The sequence below is a fragment of the Rhizobium sp. CB3060 genome, from assembly GCF_025200735.1.
In the GTDB taxonomy this organism is placed as follows: Bacteria; Pseudomonadota; Alphaproteobacteria; order Rhizobiales; family Rhizobiaceae; genus Rhizobium.
Genome location: NZ_CP104158.1, coordinates 2,563,649 through 2,579,320 on the forward strand (window position 1 = coordinate 2,563,649; position 15,672 = coordinate 2,579,320).

At 59.4% G+C, this 15,672-nt stretch carries 15 protein-coding genes and 1 tRNA gene; 4 read left to right on the forward strand and 12 right to left on the reverse strand.

The features are described 5' to 3' along the window. Positions 1-41 precede the first annotated feature (41 nt). On the forward strand, positions 42-272 hold the full coding sequence (locus N2601_RS12430) for a hypothetical protein (RefSeq protein WP_158704489.1): 231 nt from the start codon (positions 42-44) through the stop codon (positions 270-272). Positions 273-1,546: 1,274 nt separating this feature from the next. Here the strand turns inward: N2601_RS12430 and N2601_RS12435 are convergent. From N2601_RS12435 to N2601_RS12470, 8 genes are all read right to left on the reverse strand, one after another. Continuing rightward, positions 1,547-1,623: transfer RNA gene (locus N2601_RS12435), tRNA-Met, on the reverse strand. 165 nt (positions 1,624-1,788) lie between these two features. Further along, complete coding sequence (gene mnmA / locus N2601_RS12440; protein ID WP_104825190.1) at positions 1,789-2,988, reverse strand: tRNA 2-thiouridine(34) synthase MnmA; 1,200 nt, start codon at positions 2,986-2,988, stop codon at positions 1,789-1,791. A 200-nt stretch (positions 2,989-3,188) separates the two neighbouring features. Continuing rightward, entirely contained in the window at positions 3,189-3,839 is a 651-nt protein-coding gene (locus N2601_RS12445) for a CDP-alcohol phosphatidyltransferase family protein (RefSeq protein ID WP_104824129.1), read from the reverse strand. A 4-nt stretch (positions 3,840-3,843) separates the two neighbouring features. After that, on the reverse strand, positions 3,844-4,230 hold the full coding sequence (locus N2601_RS12450; protein WP_104825191.1) for a hypothetical protein: 387 nt from the start codon (positions 4,228-4,230) through the stop codon (positions 3,844-3,846). Then, entirely contained in the window at positions 4,227-5,177 is a 951-nt protein-coding gene (locus N2601_RS12455) for a phosphatidate cytidylyltransferase (RefSeq protein ID WP_104824130.1), read from the reverse strand. The genes N2601_RS12450 and N2601_RS12455 overlap by 4 nt, the downstream gene beginning before the upstream one ends. Beyond that, positions 5,174-5,866: a lysophospholipid acyltransferase family protein gene (locus N2601_RS12460; protein ID WP_104824131.1), complete on the reverse strand. Its 693-nt coding sequence runs from the start codon at positions 5,864-5,866 to the stop codon at positions 5,174-5,176. The genes N2601_RS12455 and N2601_RS12460 overlap by 4 nt, the downstream gene beginning before the upstream one ends. Positions 5,867-6,003: 137 nt before the next feature. After that, positions 6,004-7,599, reverse strand: a complete 1,596-nt coding sequence (gene serA / locus N2601_RS12465; protein WP_260303111.1) for a phosphoglycerate dehydrogenase — start codon at positions 7,597-7,599, stop codon at positions 6,004-6,006. An 84-nt stretch (positions 7,600-7,683) separates the two neighbouring features. Then, the gene (locus tag N2601_RS12470) at positions 7,684-8,862 is read right to left on the reverse strand and encodes a phosphoserine transaminase (protein WP_104824133.1); all 1,179 of its coding nucleotides are present in this window, start codon (positions 8,860-8,862) and stop codon (positions 7,684-7,686) included. A gap of 260 nt (positions 8,863-9,122) precedes the next feature. Here N2601_RS12470 and N2601_RS12475 point away from each other — a divergent pair, with 260 nt between their 5' ends. Then, positions 9,123-9,917, forward strand: a complete 795-nt coding sequence (locus N2601_RS12475; protein ID WP_245463889.1) for a glycosyltransferase family 25 protein — start codon at positions 9,123-9,125, stop codon at positions 9,915-9,917. 9 nt (positions 9,918-9,926) lie between these two features. Here the strand turns inward: N2601_RS12475 and N2601_RS12480 are convergent, their stop codons facing one another. Beyond that, positions 9,927-10,757: an outer membrane protein gene (locus tag N2601_RS12480; protein ID WP_104824135.1), complete on the reverse strand. Its 831-nt coding sequence runs from the start codon at positions 10,755-10,757 to the stop codon at positions 9,927-9,929. A gap of 249 nt (positions 10,758-11,006) precedes the next feature. Next, a complete protein-coding gene (locus tag N2601_RS12485) occupies positions 11,007-11,861 on the reverse strand; it encodes an outer membrane protein (RefSeq protein ID WP_104824136.1) in 855 nt (284 codons plus the stop codon). A gap of 456 nt (positions 11,862-12,317) precedes the next feature. Between N2601_RS12485 and N2601_RS12490 the strand changes: the two genes are divergently transcribed. Continuing rightward, positions 12,318-12,782, forward strand: coding sequence for a cupin domain-containing protein (locus N2601_RS12490; protein ID WP_104824137.1), 465 nt, complete (start codon positions 12,318-12,320; stop codon positions 12,780-12,782). A 104-nt stretch (positions 12,783-12,886) separates the two neighbouring features. Next, positions 12,887-13,441 (forward strand): SH3 domain-containing protein, encoded by a 555-nt coding sequence (locus tag N2601_RS12495; protein ID WP_104824138.1) that lies wholly within the window; start codon positions 12,887-12,889, stop codon positions 13,439-13,441. An 84-nt stretch (positions 13,442-13,525) separates the two neighbouring features. Here N2601_RS12495 and glmM read toward each other — a convergent pair whose 3' ends face one another. Together glmM and N2601_RS12505 are read right to left on the reverse strand one after the other, a co-directional pair. Further along, entirely contained in the window at positions 13,526-14,854 is a 1,329-nt protein-coding gene (gene glmM / locus N2601_RS12500; RefSeq protein ID WP_260303112.1) for a phosphoglucosamine mutase, read from the reverse strand. 303 nt (positions 14,855-15,157) lie between these two features. Further along, a complete protein-coding gene (locus N2601_RS12505) occupies positions 15,158-15,367 on the reverse strand; it encodes a GDCCVxC domain-containing (seleno)protein (RefSeq protein WP_445945007.1) in 210 nt (69 codons plus the stop codon). Positions 15,368-15,672: the final 305 nt, after the last annotated feature.

The window sequence follows — 15,672 nt, forward strand, 5'->3', positions numbered from 1 at the left end:
GACTTCCAAACAATCATGATGCCAGCACGATGGAGGGGAAGATGGATAAATCGCTTGTCGAACGTTTGGCCGACTGCGTCGGGCAGATCGAGGAGTTCTCGCAGCGCATCTCTCGTATTCAGGCAGGAGAGATCCAGCATCAAGCCAAATTCGGTGACGGCCCCTGGGAGGATATTACGGCAATAGTCCTCACTCACTATGAGGATATGCTGGAGAACTACAAATATTTCGCCGAGGATTTGAGACGCCGCATCGATAAGGGTGAAAGCTGAGTTGGCCTCGTCTCGTCGGCATCGAAGATCTAAGTAGGCGTCGCTCGCTGCGCTGTTGCGATCGCAGCCAGTCTCTTGGGCCATTGCAGAAACAAAAAGTTACCCAAACTGGTCGAATGGGGTTTTTTGAATCCGCTTTCGCCTTTGATATAGAATTCGATCATTCTAATATAAGAGTTCTGCCATATTTCCTCCCCCCGCCGAAACGCAAGTAGGCGGGGGCTTTTTTTAAAGTGCCGTCGTTCCCGCTTGGTTTCGTGCGGGGCTGAACAAATGAAGGCTGCGAAGTCTTCTCGTTCCTCTCGCTACCGTCACGCGATCTGTCACGCGACATCCCGCTCTCACTTCTGTAATCAATTCCGAAAATTCGATTGAGGAGCGAGATGATGTCGACTTCAATTTTGACGGCCATGACGGTATGTGCAGGCATAACCACGATAGCGCTCATGGTGGTGCAGCTTCTTCATTGACTTCTAAGACGTTGCGCCGACGTTCGCGACTTGTCGGCGAATTCTCGCACTCGATTTTCGCGCCATTCCGGATAAAGTCGTCATAGTTTAGGGCGAAGTGGCCTCTTATAGGCGGCGGCTCCATCTTCGCGTCTCACTGCAGCGATCGGATAGTTCTCGCACATAGGGGACTTGATGCGAGCATGGATTGCAATTTGCGGAGCGACTTTGATCTTGCTGCCGGCTTATTGCGTGGCGGCAAACACTCCCTGCAGTGGCCAAAAAGGCGGCATTGATCACTGCCAGGGGTCAACTTTCATCTGCAGTGACGGATCTGTCAGCGCGAGCAAGCAATCGTGCGAGTCTTATATGGGCGGCGCATCCCTTTTCGGATCAGCACCTGAAGAAATGGAACCGACGACTTCAACAGATTGCTCCTGCCGAGGCGGATCGTATTGCGTCGGCTCCCGTGGCGGCCACTATTGTCTTACCGATGACGGCCGAAAGAGCTATCTTCGCAAATGCGATGGGTTTGCATGAATCTCTGAAAAGCTAAGAGCAGAAGATTGCAGAGCATCAAGAACATCTTCAGTCGATGGAAGAGCCAGACATCAGCCATTTTCGCAAAGAGGATAATGGAGCTGGGAGGTAACCGAGGCGGAGTACCGCCGACATATCGAAACCTATGCCACCCTGATTGCTCAGATTGCTGCGATTTCGGGTATTTGAAGGCAGTGTCCGCAGACTAAATTTGCGTAGAAGCCGAGCGTATCAGCCATCTTCCAACGCTGACCGGCCAACCTACTGATTTCATTGGAGAAATTTTGGTAGCGGAGGAGGGATTTGAACCCCCGACACAAGGATTATGATTCCTCTGCTCTGACCTACTGAGCTACTCCGCCACTTCAGCGCATAGTCCCCTGGACTATACACAAGGGCCAAACGAAACCGCCGCTCGAGGAGCGTTGGCTCGTCGGTTGAGCGGCTTATAAGGTGCGGTTCGGCTTTGTGTCAAGCGGATGATTTGGAAAAATCAATGCTTTCCCCCACGCCCCGCACCGCCGCCTTCAGGCCGCGACGGGGCTGGCCAGCAATGCCTTCAGCGAGGCTTCTGCCGTCGGTTCGCGCTCTGAGCGTTCGATGAAGCCGCCGCCGTAGACGCGGGCGTCATCACCCGGGGCGGAATAGAGAGCGCAGGCCTGGCCCGGAGCGACACCTGCCTCGCCGATCGTCAGGTCGACATAGATGCCAGTCGCATCGGCATGCAGCACGGCAGGGGCCGGCGCGCGGGTCGAGCGGACCTTGGCGTAGCAGGCAAAACCCTCGCCGGAAGCCGCCTGCGCCAACGGTTCGTCGCCCAGCCAGTTGACGTCACGGAGATAGACGCGGTGCGTTTCCAGCGCCTCCTTCGGGCCGACGATGACGCGGCGCGAGCGGGCGTCGAGATAGACGACATAAAGCGGCTCGCCGGTCGCGATGCCGATGCCGCGGCGCTGGCCAATCGTATAGTGCAGGATGCCCTCGTGATGGCCGAGCACGCGGCCGTCGAGATGGACGATCTCGCCGGCGAGCGCCGCATTCGGCTTCAGCTTGGCGATCACGTCAGAATATTTGCCCTGCGGCACGAAACAGATGTCCTGGCTGTCGGCCTTCTTGGCAACGACGAGGCCCATTTCCCCGGCAAGCGCCCGCGTCTCCGATTTCGGCATACCGCCGAGCGGAAAGCGCAGATAGTCGATCTGCTCCTGCGTGGTGGCGAAGAGGAAATAGCTCTGGTCGCGATCTGCATCGGCCGGGCGATAGAGTGCGCGGCGGCCGGGATGATCGGCCGACGGGTTCGGGCGGGAGCGGATATAGTGGCCGGTCGCCAGCGCATCGGCGCCGAGTTCCTTGGCCGTCGCCAGGAGATCGGCGAATTTGACGGTCTGGTTGCAGGCTACGCAGGGGATCGGGGTCTCGCCAGCAACATAGCTTTCGGCGAAGGGATTGATCACCGTTTCGCGGAAGCGCTTTTCGTAGTCGAGCACATAATGCGGGATGCCAAGCGTCTCGCAGACGCGGCGGGCATCATCGATATCCTGGCCCGCACAGCAGGAGCCGGCGCGGTGCACGGCGGCGCCGTGATCGTAGAGCTGCAACGTGATCCCAAGCACATCATAGCCCTGACGCTTCAGAATGCCGGCGACGACGGAACTATCGACGCCGCCAGACATGGCGACGACAACGCGCGTATCTTCCGGCCTCTTGTCAAAATCCAGTGTGTTCACGGTCTTGCCGCCAATCTCAGTCGATCTTCGGTGCTGTCTTCTGTCCACCGGTTGCCATGCAAAAGCGGCGGATTTGTATCGTCTGCGGCACGCGGCGGCTTGGCCGCCCGGCCTTGATGGATCAGGGATATAGAAAGGATTGCTGCCCGGCGCAAGGGGCGGCGAATCACCGGCTTCGCGACAGCGGACGAGGCCGCCAATCAACCCTTGGCTTTTAGCCGCTCGATAAGATAGAGACTGCGGCGAAGAGCCGTCACGGCTGCGCCGACGGCGACGATCCAGAGCGCGATGGTCAGTATCCAGGAGCCGCCGCTCCAGAGCACTTCGACGACCGAGAGCAGAGCGGCCGCGGTCATCGTTGCCATGCGATGCTGTTTGGCCATCGGCCCGCCGAAATCGCTGGGATTGCCGGTAGCGCGGCCAAGCTCGCGGACATAGGCGGTGAGAACGGCGAAGGCGGCGGCAGCCCAGCCAAGGCCGGAAGCGCCAATGCCATAGCCAACGCCAGCGAAGATCAGGATATCGGCGACGCGATCCGGGAATTCATTCCAGAACGGCCCATCCGCCGCGCCCTTGCCGCCCTCGACGGCGACCATGCCATCCAGCAAATTGCAGAGCAGGCGAAGTTGGCAGAAGAGTGCCGCAAGGATCAGGAATAGGGCGCGCAGCCCGCCACTGCCCTGCCCCGACAGCCAGAAAGAACCGCCGGCCAGTGCCGCCATGACGATGCTCGCCTGCGATATCTGGTTCGGTGTCACCGACAAATTCGTCATCCGCCGCGCCAGCCCCTGCGCCCAGCGCGTGTTGCGGCTTGCCAATGGCCGCCTGTCGCCCATTCCCTCGCCCGCCATGGACCTAACGCCTCCCGCCGGAAATCGAATAATTGTAGATCGCCGCATAGCTGGTCGAAACCAGCAGCGGCACCGCGGTGGTCTTCAATATCTCCGGCGTGCCGCTGAGCGCGTGGATCGTCACCAATATGGCCGTTGACCCGAGACAGGCGATCAATGGCGGCGCCCATAGAACAGTGAAGCCACGGAACCGTTTGGACAGGGCTTCCACCACCGATTTCAAAAACAGCGTCAGGCAGCCGGAAAGAATGCCCTGGACGAGACCGGAGATCACCGGCTGCGGCATTGGATGCAGACGGTTGGCAAAGACGGCCCATCCACCCATGGCAAGGAAAGCGAAAAGCACGTGCACGATGCTGCTACCGGCCAGCGCCCTCACCCGCGCCGTCATGACACCGACCACCAATAGCGCACGAGATGAAAAAAGATCGGTGCTGAGAAGACGACGGAATCGAGCCGGTCGATCAGCCCGCCATGGCCTTCGATCAGATGCCCCCAGTCCTTGACGCCGCGATCCCTCTTGATCGCCGACATCACCAGCCCGCCGAAGAAGCCCATCAGGGTAATCACGAAGGCAAGCAAGCCTGCCTGCAGCGGCGTGAACGGCGTGATCCACCAGAGCGCAGCCCCGATCAAGGTCGCGCTGACGACACCACCGACAAAGCCTTCGACCGTTTTGGATGGCGATAGTTTCGGCGCGATCTTACGGCGACCGAACAGCTTGCCCCAGACATATTGCAGGACATCGCTGAGCTGCACGACGATGACGAGGAACGCGATCAAAAGCACATTGCGGCCCTCATAGCCCGGTATGTGCAGGGTCAGCAATGCCGGCACATGCGACGCGCAGAAGACGCAGATCATCAGTGCCCATTGCACCTCGGCAATGCGGATCAGGAAGCGCTCGGTATCGCCGCGCAAGACCGCGATAATAGGCATGAAGAGAAAGGCATAGACCGGGATGAAGATGGAAAAGATGCCGTATTGCTCGGCCCAGAGCAGATAATATTGCACAGGCAGCGCAACAAAAAAGGCTGCCGCCAGCGCCCAATGGTCGGCGCGCCTGGTGTTGATCAGCGTGATGAATTCGCGCAGCGCCGCGAAGGAGCAGAAGGCAAAGAGCAGGATGACGCCGGCGCGCCCCGCCAGAAAGGCGATGCCGATCAGGATCACCATCGCCCACCAGGCCTTGATGCGGGCATTGAGGTTTTCGATCGCCGCGTTGGAACCATCGGGCGACAGGCGCCGCTGCAGCACATAGCCGACGACGGATGCGACGATCAGAACGCCGAGGATACCGAGGATAAGGTGGATGAGATCGGAGCTTGCTGCGCTCATTCACCACTCCCCATTTGTTTGGGCGAGAGGGCCAGTAGCGCCGCTTGCGCACGCGCCAGAAAATCCGCCTTCTCTTCGTCTGCGCCGATGCGCAGCGCCTCGCCAAAGGTCACGGTGCAGATCAACGGAATGGGCACGAACTCGCCCTTGGGCATGACACGATTGAGATTGTTGATCCAGACGGGAACGAGATCGATATCGGGGCGCATCCTCGCCAGATGAAATAGCCCACTCTTGAAGGGTTGCAGCGGTGCGTCCGTCAGGTTTCGCGTGCCCTCGGGAAACAGGATCAGCGAAGAGCCCGCGTCGATAGCGGCAGCCATCTGCTCGATCGGATCTTCCGTCCGCGCCTCGCGGTCCCGTTCGATCAGCACGGCATTGAAGACGTCGCGGCCAATGAAGCTGTTCAGCTTCGATTTCAGCCAGTAATCGGCGCCGGCGACTGGGCGTGTTCGCCGCCTGAGCCGCGGCGGCAGCACCGCCCAGATGAGGATGAAATCGCCATGGCTGGAGTGATTGGCGAAATAGACGCAGCGGCCTGTGGGCACGCCACTTTCCGACCAGATCGCCCGCACGGCAGTAATAGCGCGCGCAAATAGCACGATCGCTACCGCGGCCGGTTTCGCAAGCCAGGCCGTCGCCGGCCTACCCGTGATATTTTCGAAAATATTCCGTTGTGACGCCCCCATGACTAAGAGATAGGCGCGTTCCACGGGTGCCGATAGTCTCTTGCGCAAACTTATCCACAACCCGTTTGCAATCATGAAAAACCCGGTGCAACTCACGTTGCGCCGGGCCTTCGTGTCGCTCTTGGGAGGAGCTTGACTTAGTCGACGTTGAACACCAACGGCTTTGCCTGACGGATCGCCTGATGGGCGGCCAGCTTGGCCAGAACCTCATCGTTGATCGCGCCGTCGACATAAAGCAGCGCGATGGCATCGCCGCCCTGCTTGTCGCGGCCGAGCTGGAAGTTGGCGATGTTGACATTGGCCGCGCCGAGCGTCGTGCCGATGAAGCCGATCATGCCGGGAACGTCGGTGTTGGCGATATAGATCATGTGGTTGCCTACATCGGCGTCGAGATTGATGCCCTTGATCTGGATGAAGCGCGGCTTGCCGTCGGAGAAGACGGTGCCGGCGATCGAGCGCGTCATGCTGTCGGTGGTGACGGTCAGCTTGATGTAGCCGTCATAGACGCCGGTCTTGTCGCGCTTGACTTCGGCGAGCACGATGCCCTTTTCCTTGATCATGATCGGCGCCGAAACCATGTTGACGTCGGCAACCTGATTGCGGATGAGGCCGGCCAGCAGCGCACTCGTCAGCGCCTTGGTGTTCATGCCCGCGGTAACGCCGTCATAGAGGATCTCGATTTCCTTGATCGGATCGTCCGTCACCTGGCCGACGAAAGCGCCGAGAACGTCGGCAAGCTTGATGAACGGCTTTAGGATCGGCGCTTCCTCAGCGGTGATCGAGGGCATGTTGATGGCGTTGGAAACCGCGCCCTTGACGAGATAATCCGACATCTGCTCGGCGACCTGCAGAGCGACATTCTCCTGCGCTTCGGTGGTCGATGCGCCAAGATGCGGCGTGCAGACGACGTTCGGCAGGCCGAACAGCGGGCTTTCCTTGGCGGGCTCGACTTCGAAGACGTCGAAGGCGGCACCGGCGACATGGCCAGACTTGATGGCGGCGGCAAGGGCTGCCTCATCCACCAGACCGCCGCGAGCGCAGTTGATGATACGCACGCCCGGCTTCGTCTTGCCGAGTGCGTCAGCGTCAATGATGTTGCGCGTCTTGTCGGTGAGCGGCACGTGCAGCGTGATGAAATCGCCGCGAGCGAAGAGTTCGTCGAGCTCGACCTTGACGACGCCCATTTCCTCGGCGCGTTCCTTGGAAAGGAACGGGTCATAGGCAACGACATGCATCTTCAGGCCGATGGCGCGGGCGATGACGATGGAACCGATATTGCCGGCGCCGATGACGCCGAGCGTCTTGCCGGTGATTTCGACACCCATGAATTTCGACTTTTCCCACTTGCCGGCCTGGGTCGAGGCATCGGCGGAAGGAAGCTGTCGGGCAACGGCGAACATCAGCGCGATAGCGTGCTCTGCGGTCGTGATCGAATTGCCGAAGGGCGTGTTCATGACGATGATACCGCGGCGCGAAGCGGCCGGGATATCGACATTGTCGACGCCGATGCCGGCGCGGCCGACGACCTTGAGGTTCTTCGCCGCTTCGATGATCTTCTCTGTCACCTTGGTGGCGGAGCGGATGGCGAGGCCATCATAATTGCCGATGATTTCGAGCAGCTTGTCTTTGTCCTTGCCGAGCTGCGGCTGGAAATCGACTTCGACGCCGCGATCGCGAAAGATCTGGACGGCGGTTTCCGACAGTTCGTCGGATACGAGAACGCGGGGTGCCATGGAGGCCTCCTGAAAGGGTCAACTGTGATTGAAATGCGAATGCTGGGCTCCGCCTTCCTGGCGGAGCCTGTGGACGCCATGATCTCAGGCAGCAGCCTGGGAGAGCGTCGCCTTCTGCGTTTCGAAAGCCCAGGAGAGCCAGGGCATCAGCTTCTGCATGTCGGCAGCTTCGATCGTCGCACCCGCCCATATGCGCAGGCCCGAAGGCGCGTCGCGGTAATGGCCGACGTCATAGGCGACGCCTTCCTTTTCGAGCAGCGCGACGAGGCCCTTGGCAAAATTCGCCTGGCCGTCCTCATCGAGAGCCGTAACGTCCTTGTCGACGATCTTCAGGCAGACGGAGGTGTTGGACTCCGTCTCGGCCTTGACGGCGAGATTGGCGATCCAGTCGTTAGCGGCAACGAAGTCATGGATGACCTTGGCGTTGGCATCGGCACGGCCGATCAGCGCCTTGAGACCGCCGAGCTCCTTGGCCCAGAGGAGAGCGTCGATATAGTCCTCGACGCAAAGCATCGACGGCGTGTTAATCGTCTCGCCGGTGAAGATGCCTTCGATCAGCTTGCCGCCGCTGGTCATGCGGAAAATTTTCGGCAGCGGCCACGCCGGTACATAGGTCGTCAGGCGCTCGACAGCGCGGGGGCTAAGGATAATGACGCCATGCGCGCCCTCGCCGCCCAGCACCTTCTGCCAGGAGAAGGTGACGACGTCGAGCTTGGCAAAATCGAGGTTCTGAGCGAAAGCCGCCGAGGTGGCGTCGCAGATCGTCAGGCCCTTACGATCGGCCGGAATGAAATCGGCATTCGGAACGCGGACACCAGAAGTGGTGCCGTTCCAGGTGAAGACCACGTCGCGGTCGAAATCGACGGCGGAAAGATCGGGCAGCTCGCCGTAACCGGCCTCAAGCTTGCGGACATCCTTGAGCTTAAGCTGCTTGACGACGTCGGTGACCCAGCCAGCGCCAAAGCTTTCCCAGGCGAGCATGTCGACACCACGTTCTCCGAGCAGCGACCAGAGCGCCATTTCGACGGCGCCGGTATCGGAAGCCGGAACGATGCCGATGCGGTAGTCCGCGGGCACTTCCAGAATGTCACGGGTAAGATCGATGGCCTGCTTTAGCTTGGCCTTGCCGACTTTCGCGCGGTGCGAACGGCCAAGAGCCGCGTCGGAAAGAGCATCGAGCGTCCAACCAGGGCGCTTCGAGCAGGGGCCAGAAGAGAAATGGGTATTGTTCGGACGGATGTCCGGCTTGGCGAGCTTAGTCATGATGCTATCCTCTCAGATAGAAAGCTCCTCGTTGGGGAGGAGTGTCCCGCCGTCGGATATATTGGAAGCGGCCTGCCGGTGCAATAGGTAAATTGGGCGGATGGACAATGCTTCACGCATTCGTGCAGCAATGATGCCGATGGGATAAGCTTCGCACAGCAAAATCACGCTAGGTTAGTCACAGAAAAGCTGGCTTCTTTGCGGAGACACACCCATATGTATCGGCGTTGAATGGCTCTGCGCCAACAGATGAAGAACAAATGTCTTTAATGTACCAAGCCGCACTGTCCGAAAGCCCTCGCACGCCCGCGCAGCCGCTACCCGTTTACCTCATCAATATTGATCGAGCGACGGACAGACTGGCGGAAATTAAGCGGCAGAGCGATGAATTCGGCATCAGGATCGAGCGCGTCGACTGCGTCGACGGCGCTCTTTTGCCGCGGGAGCAATGGATCGACGTCGATCACGACCGTTTCCGACGTCGGCACGGCAGGGTCATTCTGCCCGGCGAATATGGCTGCTACCGCAGTCATCTGATGGCATTGCGCCAATTTCTTGCCGACGGCAGCGAAGCGGCTGTCATCATTGAAGACGACATAGCGCTGGACGGCGATTTCCTCGCCCGTGCCATGGCGGCAAAGGAAGCTATCCCGAACGCCGAGGTCATCAAGCTCGTGAACCATCGCTGGGGCGGCTTCCGTGCCGCGACCCGCAGCCGTGCGGGAGATGTGATCGGCCGCTGCCTCTTCGGCCCGCAAGGCTCGACGGCCTGCTACCTTGTAACGCGCAGTGGCGCTGAAAAGATCGTCAAGGCGCTCGCGGTCATGTCCCTGCCCTGGGATGTCGCCGTGGAACGCGGCTGGGATATGCACACATCCATCTTCACGACGCGCGCCAACATCGTCGGCTTCAGCCCGTTGCAGCGGAGCACGATGATTGGCTGGCGTCGTGACTATCGTGCCGCGAAATCCGCTGCCTGGCGGCGCGTTCCCGCGCATCTCTTCCGCACGTTGGATTTCTTCCGCCGCATCGCCTACGTGCTCACAACGCCGTAGGCAGCGACCCTACCAGGTGGTGATTCGCAACCCGATACGAATCTCGTGTCGCGACAAAGCGCCATCGCGGCCCATCGTACCGCCGGCGCCGGCTGACGCGTCCGCTGCCGAATAACCGAACATATCGCCGCCGGCGATATGCGAGAAGCGATAGCCGAGATCGAGTTTCACATTCGGGGCCACTTCATAGGCGACTCCGGCCATCAATGCATAGGTCATGCGCCAATCGCTTTCGCCGGGATAACGCGCGCTGACCGAAGCAGCACCACCGCAGCCGGAGACACCGTCGACACAGGAGCCGACAGCATTGACGCTGTTCCAGGAAACCCTCGTCGCGCCGAGACCGGCACCGACATAGGGCGTAAAGCCGGCCAGCGTGCCGAGATCGACATAGCCGTTCACCATCAGGCTACCCGCCTTGAAAGAAGAGCGCGCTTTGGTGGAGCAACCCGTACCGGCTGCGCCGCCTGCGCAGGGCGACGCGCTCGAAATCCGGCCATCGAAATCGCCGCTGAAATAGTCGCCGGTGATATCGGCACGAAGCAAGTCGTTGAATTGATAACCAACGCCGAGGCCACCCGAAAAATCGCCGCTGAAGCGGTCGGAATCAAAGCGGCTGGAGCTGTAATCGCCGCTGGTGGAGTCATAAGCGCGGAAGGTTGTGTCGTCGTGGCTGGCGTTGACCGCATAGCCGAGATCGCCCCGCACATACCAGCCCCTAGCATCCTTGACGCTGACCTCGGGCATCTTGATCTCCGGCGGCAGATCACCCGCAAAAGCAGTGCCCGCAACCGCGCTCGCCATCATCGCGGCCAGCGCAAAAGCGTCGAAACGGATCATTACCCCTCGCCTTCCAACCTCGGGCCGGTACCCGCTTTCAAGCCGGCCCGCCCTTGTCGTACCCGCCATTCTGGCTCTCCGAGAGGAGAGACCGGGCCGAGCCGCAGCCATTGTCATTTCATTAACCATAGGGAATTCATGGTTAACGAAGGTTTAAAACGCGGTTGAATTGCTTAACGGCGACAGAAAAAAGTAAAAAGCCGCCCGGACGAACCGGACGGCTTTTCAAAGGCTTGGCCGTAGAAAGGCTTACTTGTAGACCGGCTGCGGCTGGACAGGGATATCAGCCGGCGGCATGTAGCTGGCTGTCTGGCAGCCGCCAAACGTATAGCGGGCACCGAGGCGGGCTTCATGCAGGTTGAGGCCCTTGTCGTACCCCGGACCGCCGTTTTCCGCATAGCCGAACATATCGCCGCCTTCGATGTGGCGGTAACGATAGCCGACATCGGCCTTGAGATTGCACGAGAGATCGATCGAAGTACCGGCCATCAGCGCATAGGTGAAGCGCCAGCTACCGCGACCATTGTGGGTAACGGTTTCGTCGCAGGAACTCGAATCGGCGTTGGAGCAGGAGGTATTCTTCAGGTTGCTCCATTTAACGTAAGTGCCGCCGAGACCACCGCCCACATAGGGGGTGAAGATGCCGTAGGTGCCGATATCGACATAGGCGTTGGCAAGCAAGCTATAGGCCGTCAGCGACGCCACATCTCGGGAGGTCGCGGGCACGGCAGTGAAACCAGGGCCGCAGGCTCCGCAATCGCCGCTTGTCGAACCCTTGAAATCGGACTTGAAGAGATAATCCAGCGTCACGTCCGTGCGCAGGTAGTTGTTGATCTGGTAACCGACACCGCCACCTAGCGTGAAATTGTCATCAAGCTTTGCGCTGTCGAAATCGACAAGGCTGGAATTGGAGCCCTGGAAATAATTGGCGCCACGCAGATCGGTGAAGGCATAACCGACATCGCCGCGCAGATACCAGCCGCTCGATTGGCTGACGGCAACTTCCGGCGCCGGCTGAGCCGGTTCCGGCGTATAGAGATCGGCCGAAAAAGCGGATGTGCCGACAAAGAGAGCAGCAGCGGCCCCAATCAAAGTTTTCATCATGGCTTTGGCTCCAAATTTATTGCCATTGGCACGGCAAAAGCCTGCCAACCGAAAGACATGATATGGATAGTGAATGATAAGGGTTAAAACCCAATTAACTACGAATATTTACTCTGTTCGGTCGATGGATATACTTGGCCCTGTACATTAGCGATTCGTAAAACTAAGCGTACGAACCCGCAATGTCTTTGATTGACTTGGCTTTTCCCGTTACAGGAATAGGACACCTCGCGCCGCAGGAAAAGCCAGAGAGCGCGCACCCGGCCATTCTTATATCGCATATCTGGTTCAGAATTATTCGCCCAGGACTTGCTCCATGGAGATGCGAAACGCAATCCGTGGATGATACGGACCCGGCGCATCACGGCATCGATCGTCTTTGGCGATCACACTCCCATTAAATGATCGGGGCCCCCGCCACCCTTCACCTGCACGATCCGTGGAAAGGAAGCGACAATGAGTGATATCGACAGCAAAGAATTCGTTCTTGCAGGCGTCGTCATGAAACGCTTGTTGTCCGGCGACCAGACCGGAGGGCAGTTCTGTCTCTTCGAGAACAAAAGCAACGGAAATACGAGGACGCCGATCCACGTCCACGCCAAGGACGACGAGACGGTTTACGTCCTTGAAGGCGAGCTGACAGCAGTGCTCGACGGCCAGCCTCTACGCTTGGCTGCAGGCGAAAGCCTCTTCCTGCCGCGCGGCATTCCGCACCAGCTTATGAATATGACCGGCGATCCCAGCAGATACATCTTGATCGGAACCCCCGCTCGGTTCGACGGGTTTCTCGAAGAAGGTGGCCACGAACTTCAACCGGATGAAGTCGTCGGACCGCCGACACCCGAGGAGATCGAGCGTCTCCGCGAGGCCGCGGCAAAGTTCGGCATCATTTTGCTTCCGGATTGGCCCTCGCCCAAGTGACGCAGTGTCCCAGGCATCAAGATGTTTCCCAACTCTTAAACCAATTGGCAATAATCGGTCCGATACCATGACCGCAGCCGGGGCGTAAAATATGGAGGAAGTCGTTGACTTGCTTTCGCAATCTGGGTGCCGGCCTATGCCTCGCATTTAGCTTTCTGACGACCGCCGCCCTCGCCGGCCCGGTTCCCACACTGCCGGCCGCAGCGACGAGCTGGAACAAGGGACGAGAGACGGGATTACCCATCCCTCGCTATGTGTCGCTGAAAGCATACAAGGCGCGTATGCGCGCTGGGCCATCGACGATTTATCCAACCAAATGGATCTATATGAAACCCGGCCTGCCGCTGGAGATCATCGACGAATACGGCCATTGGCGACAGGTGCGCGATGATATCGGCACGACCGGATGGATGCATAGCGCCCTTCTTTCGGGGCTGCGCACGGCGGTCGTCGGGCCATGGCTGAAGACAAACGCGATGCTGCGCGGAAGCCCGGAAACGACGGCCACACTCATCGCTGAACTGCAGCCCGGCGTCTTGCTGTCGCTACGCTCCTGTACCGGCGCTTGGTGTAGCGTCTCCGTGCGGAAGCATTCCGCGAGCGGCTATGTCAGGCAGAACATGCTCTGGGGTGCTTATCCCGGCGAAATGTTCCGGTGATCCTCTTGCCGCGAGCAATATCAACGGCCGCCCCATCAGGCGGCCGCGGATTTCTTGCCGATATCTGAATAACCGACAGCTTAATCAGGCAGCGTTGCGAACGCTCGAGATCACATCGATCAGACCGCCGACGATGCGCTCGATCTGACCACGGTCGTCGCCTTCCGCCATGACGCGGATCAGCGGCTCGGTGCCGTTGCGGGCAAGCTCACTTTCGGCATCGGCGATCGCCTTGCGCACCTGCATGTCTTCCAGCGGCTTGCCGCCGGAAATGCGGACATTGCGCAGAAGCTGCGGCACCGGTTCGAAGCGGCGGCAGACTTCGCTGACCGGCTTGCCGGTGCGCTTGACCGCAGCCAGGATCTGCAACGCCGCCACAAGGCCATCGCCGGTCGTGCCATAGTCGGAGAGCACGATATGGCCGGACTGCTCGCCGCCGACATTGTAATTGTGCTGGCGCATATGCTCGACGACATAACGGTCGCCGACCGCGGTGCGGGCAAGCGCCATGCCCTTGTCTTCCAGGAAGCGTTCCAGACCGAGATTAGACATGACGGTCGCGACGATGCCATTGCCGCGCAGCAACTGGCTCTCGGCCCAGCTCTCGGCGATGACGGCCATCAGTTGGTCACCGTCAACAATCGTGCCGGTTTCGTCGACGATGATGACGCGATCGGCGTCGCCATCAAGCGCGATGCCGATATCGGCACGCACTTCGTCCACCTTCTTCTGCAGCGCGACCGGGCTGGTGGAGCCGCAATTGAGATTGATATTGGTGCCGTTCGGCTCGTTACCGATGGTAACGACATCGGCGCCGAGTTCCCACAGTACGGCGGGCGCGACCTTGTAGGCGGCGCCATTGGCGCAATCAATGGCGATGCGCAGGCCCTGCAGCGTCACATCGCGCGGTAGCGTGCGCTTGGCATGCTCGATATAACGGTCATGCACGCCGTCGACGCGTTTGGCGCGGCCGATGTTTTCCGACTTGGCGAGATGCGCCGTCATGTCCTTTTCCAGCAGATCCTCGATCTTCGTTTCGAGATCGTCGGACAGCTTGTAGCCATCGGGGCCGAAAAGCTTGATGCCGTTGTCTTCGTAAGGATTGTGCGAAGCAGAGATCATCACACCGATATCGGCGCGCAGTGACCGCGTCAGCATGGCGACGGCAGGCGTCGGAATCGGACCGAGAACGAAGGCGTCGACACCGGCTGCGGTGAAACCCGCCACCATGGCGTTTTCCAGCATGTAGCCGGAGAGACGCGTATCCTTGCCGATGACCACTCGATGGCGATGACTGCCCCGATGGAAAATCGTGCCGGCGGCGATACCCACGCGCATGGCGAGATCCGGCGTCATCGGATAGATATTGGATTGTCCGCGGATTCCGTCCGTTCCGAAATAGCGACGTTTCATATGCACTCCCGTGATTGCAGCGTCCCTTTGAGGGACTGCGGCATCCCGTTCTCCTCCCCGGAATTCCATGGGCGGCGCGAACATCGATGCTTGAGGCTCATGCCATAGATTGCAAACCTCGGCACTTAAATTACCAAGAAAACGTATTACAACGCGTTACTGTTAATAAGCACTAAAAAAGGTCAGTTCTCCACTGAAACAGACCGGCCTCCTAGTCTATCGGCGTAAATCGGGTGGCCGTTGGGACGGCAGCGGTTGGAAGCCAGACGACTGAACCGCACTGGCAGCCCGACGTCACACCGATCAACAGCAACGGCCCTGTTTGCCTTGAGCCTGAACAGGCGGGCAAGGAACTGTTCCAAACGAACAGAACACGCAACAATCGCCCGCCCTCGGTCGAAGAACGGCACTGCAGCTTTTGCACTCGTAGAAATATTGGCACGCGTCAGTTGGCATTGTTTCTGACGCTTTGAAGCCGCAGATTGGACAGGTAATCGTTGAGCTGAGGATCACGGATACTTCACGCATAAAGATATCCAATCGTCATTAGGACAACACCAGTGATGAGACCGCCAGGGTACGGGTTACACACCTGGCGCACGCTCAGCATCGATGCCTCCGCGACATGAATGCAGGCAGGGCGATGCGCTGTTCGCTGTCGACACCTCGAGTCACACCCAGCAACCCGCTTTCCCGCTTGAATTTCGACGTTCGGGTCATCACCGGTATCGAACCGTCTCCGTTCGTCACCCCGGCTATCAAGAAAAAGGCCAGCTCCCTGTTAAAAAAGGAACTGGCCTCTTCGTCTACATGTTCAA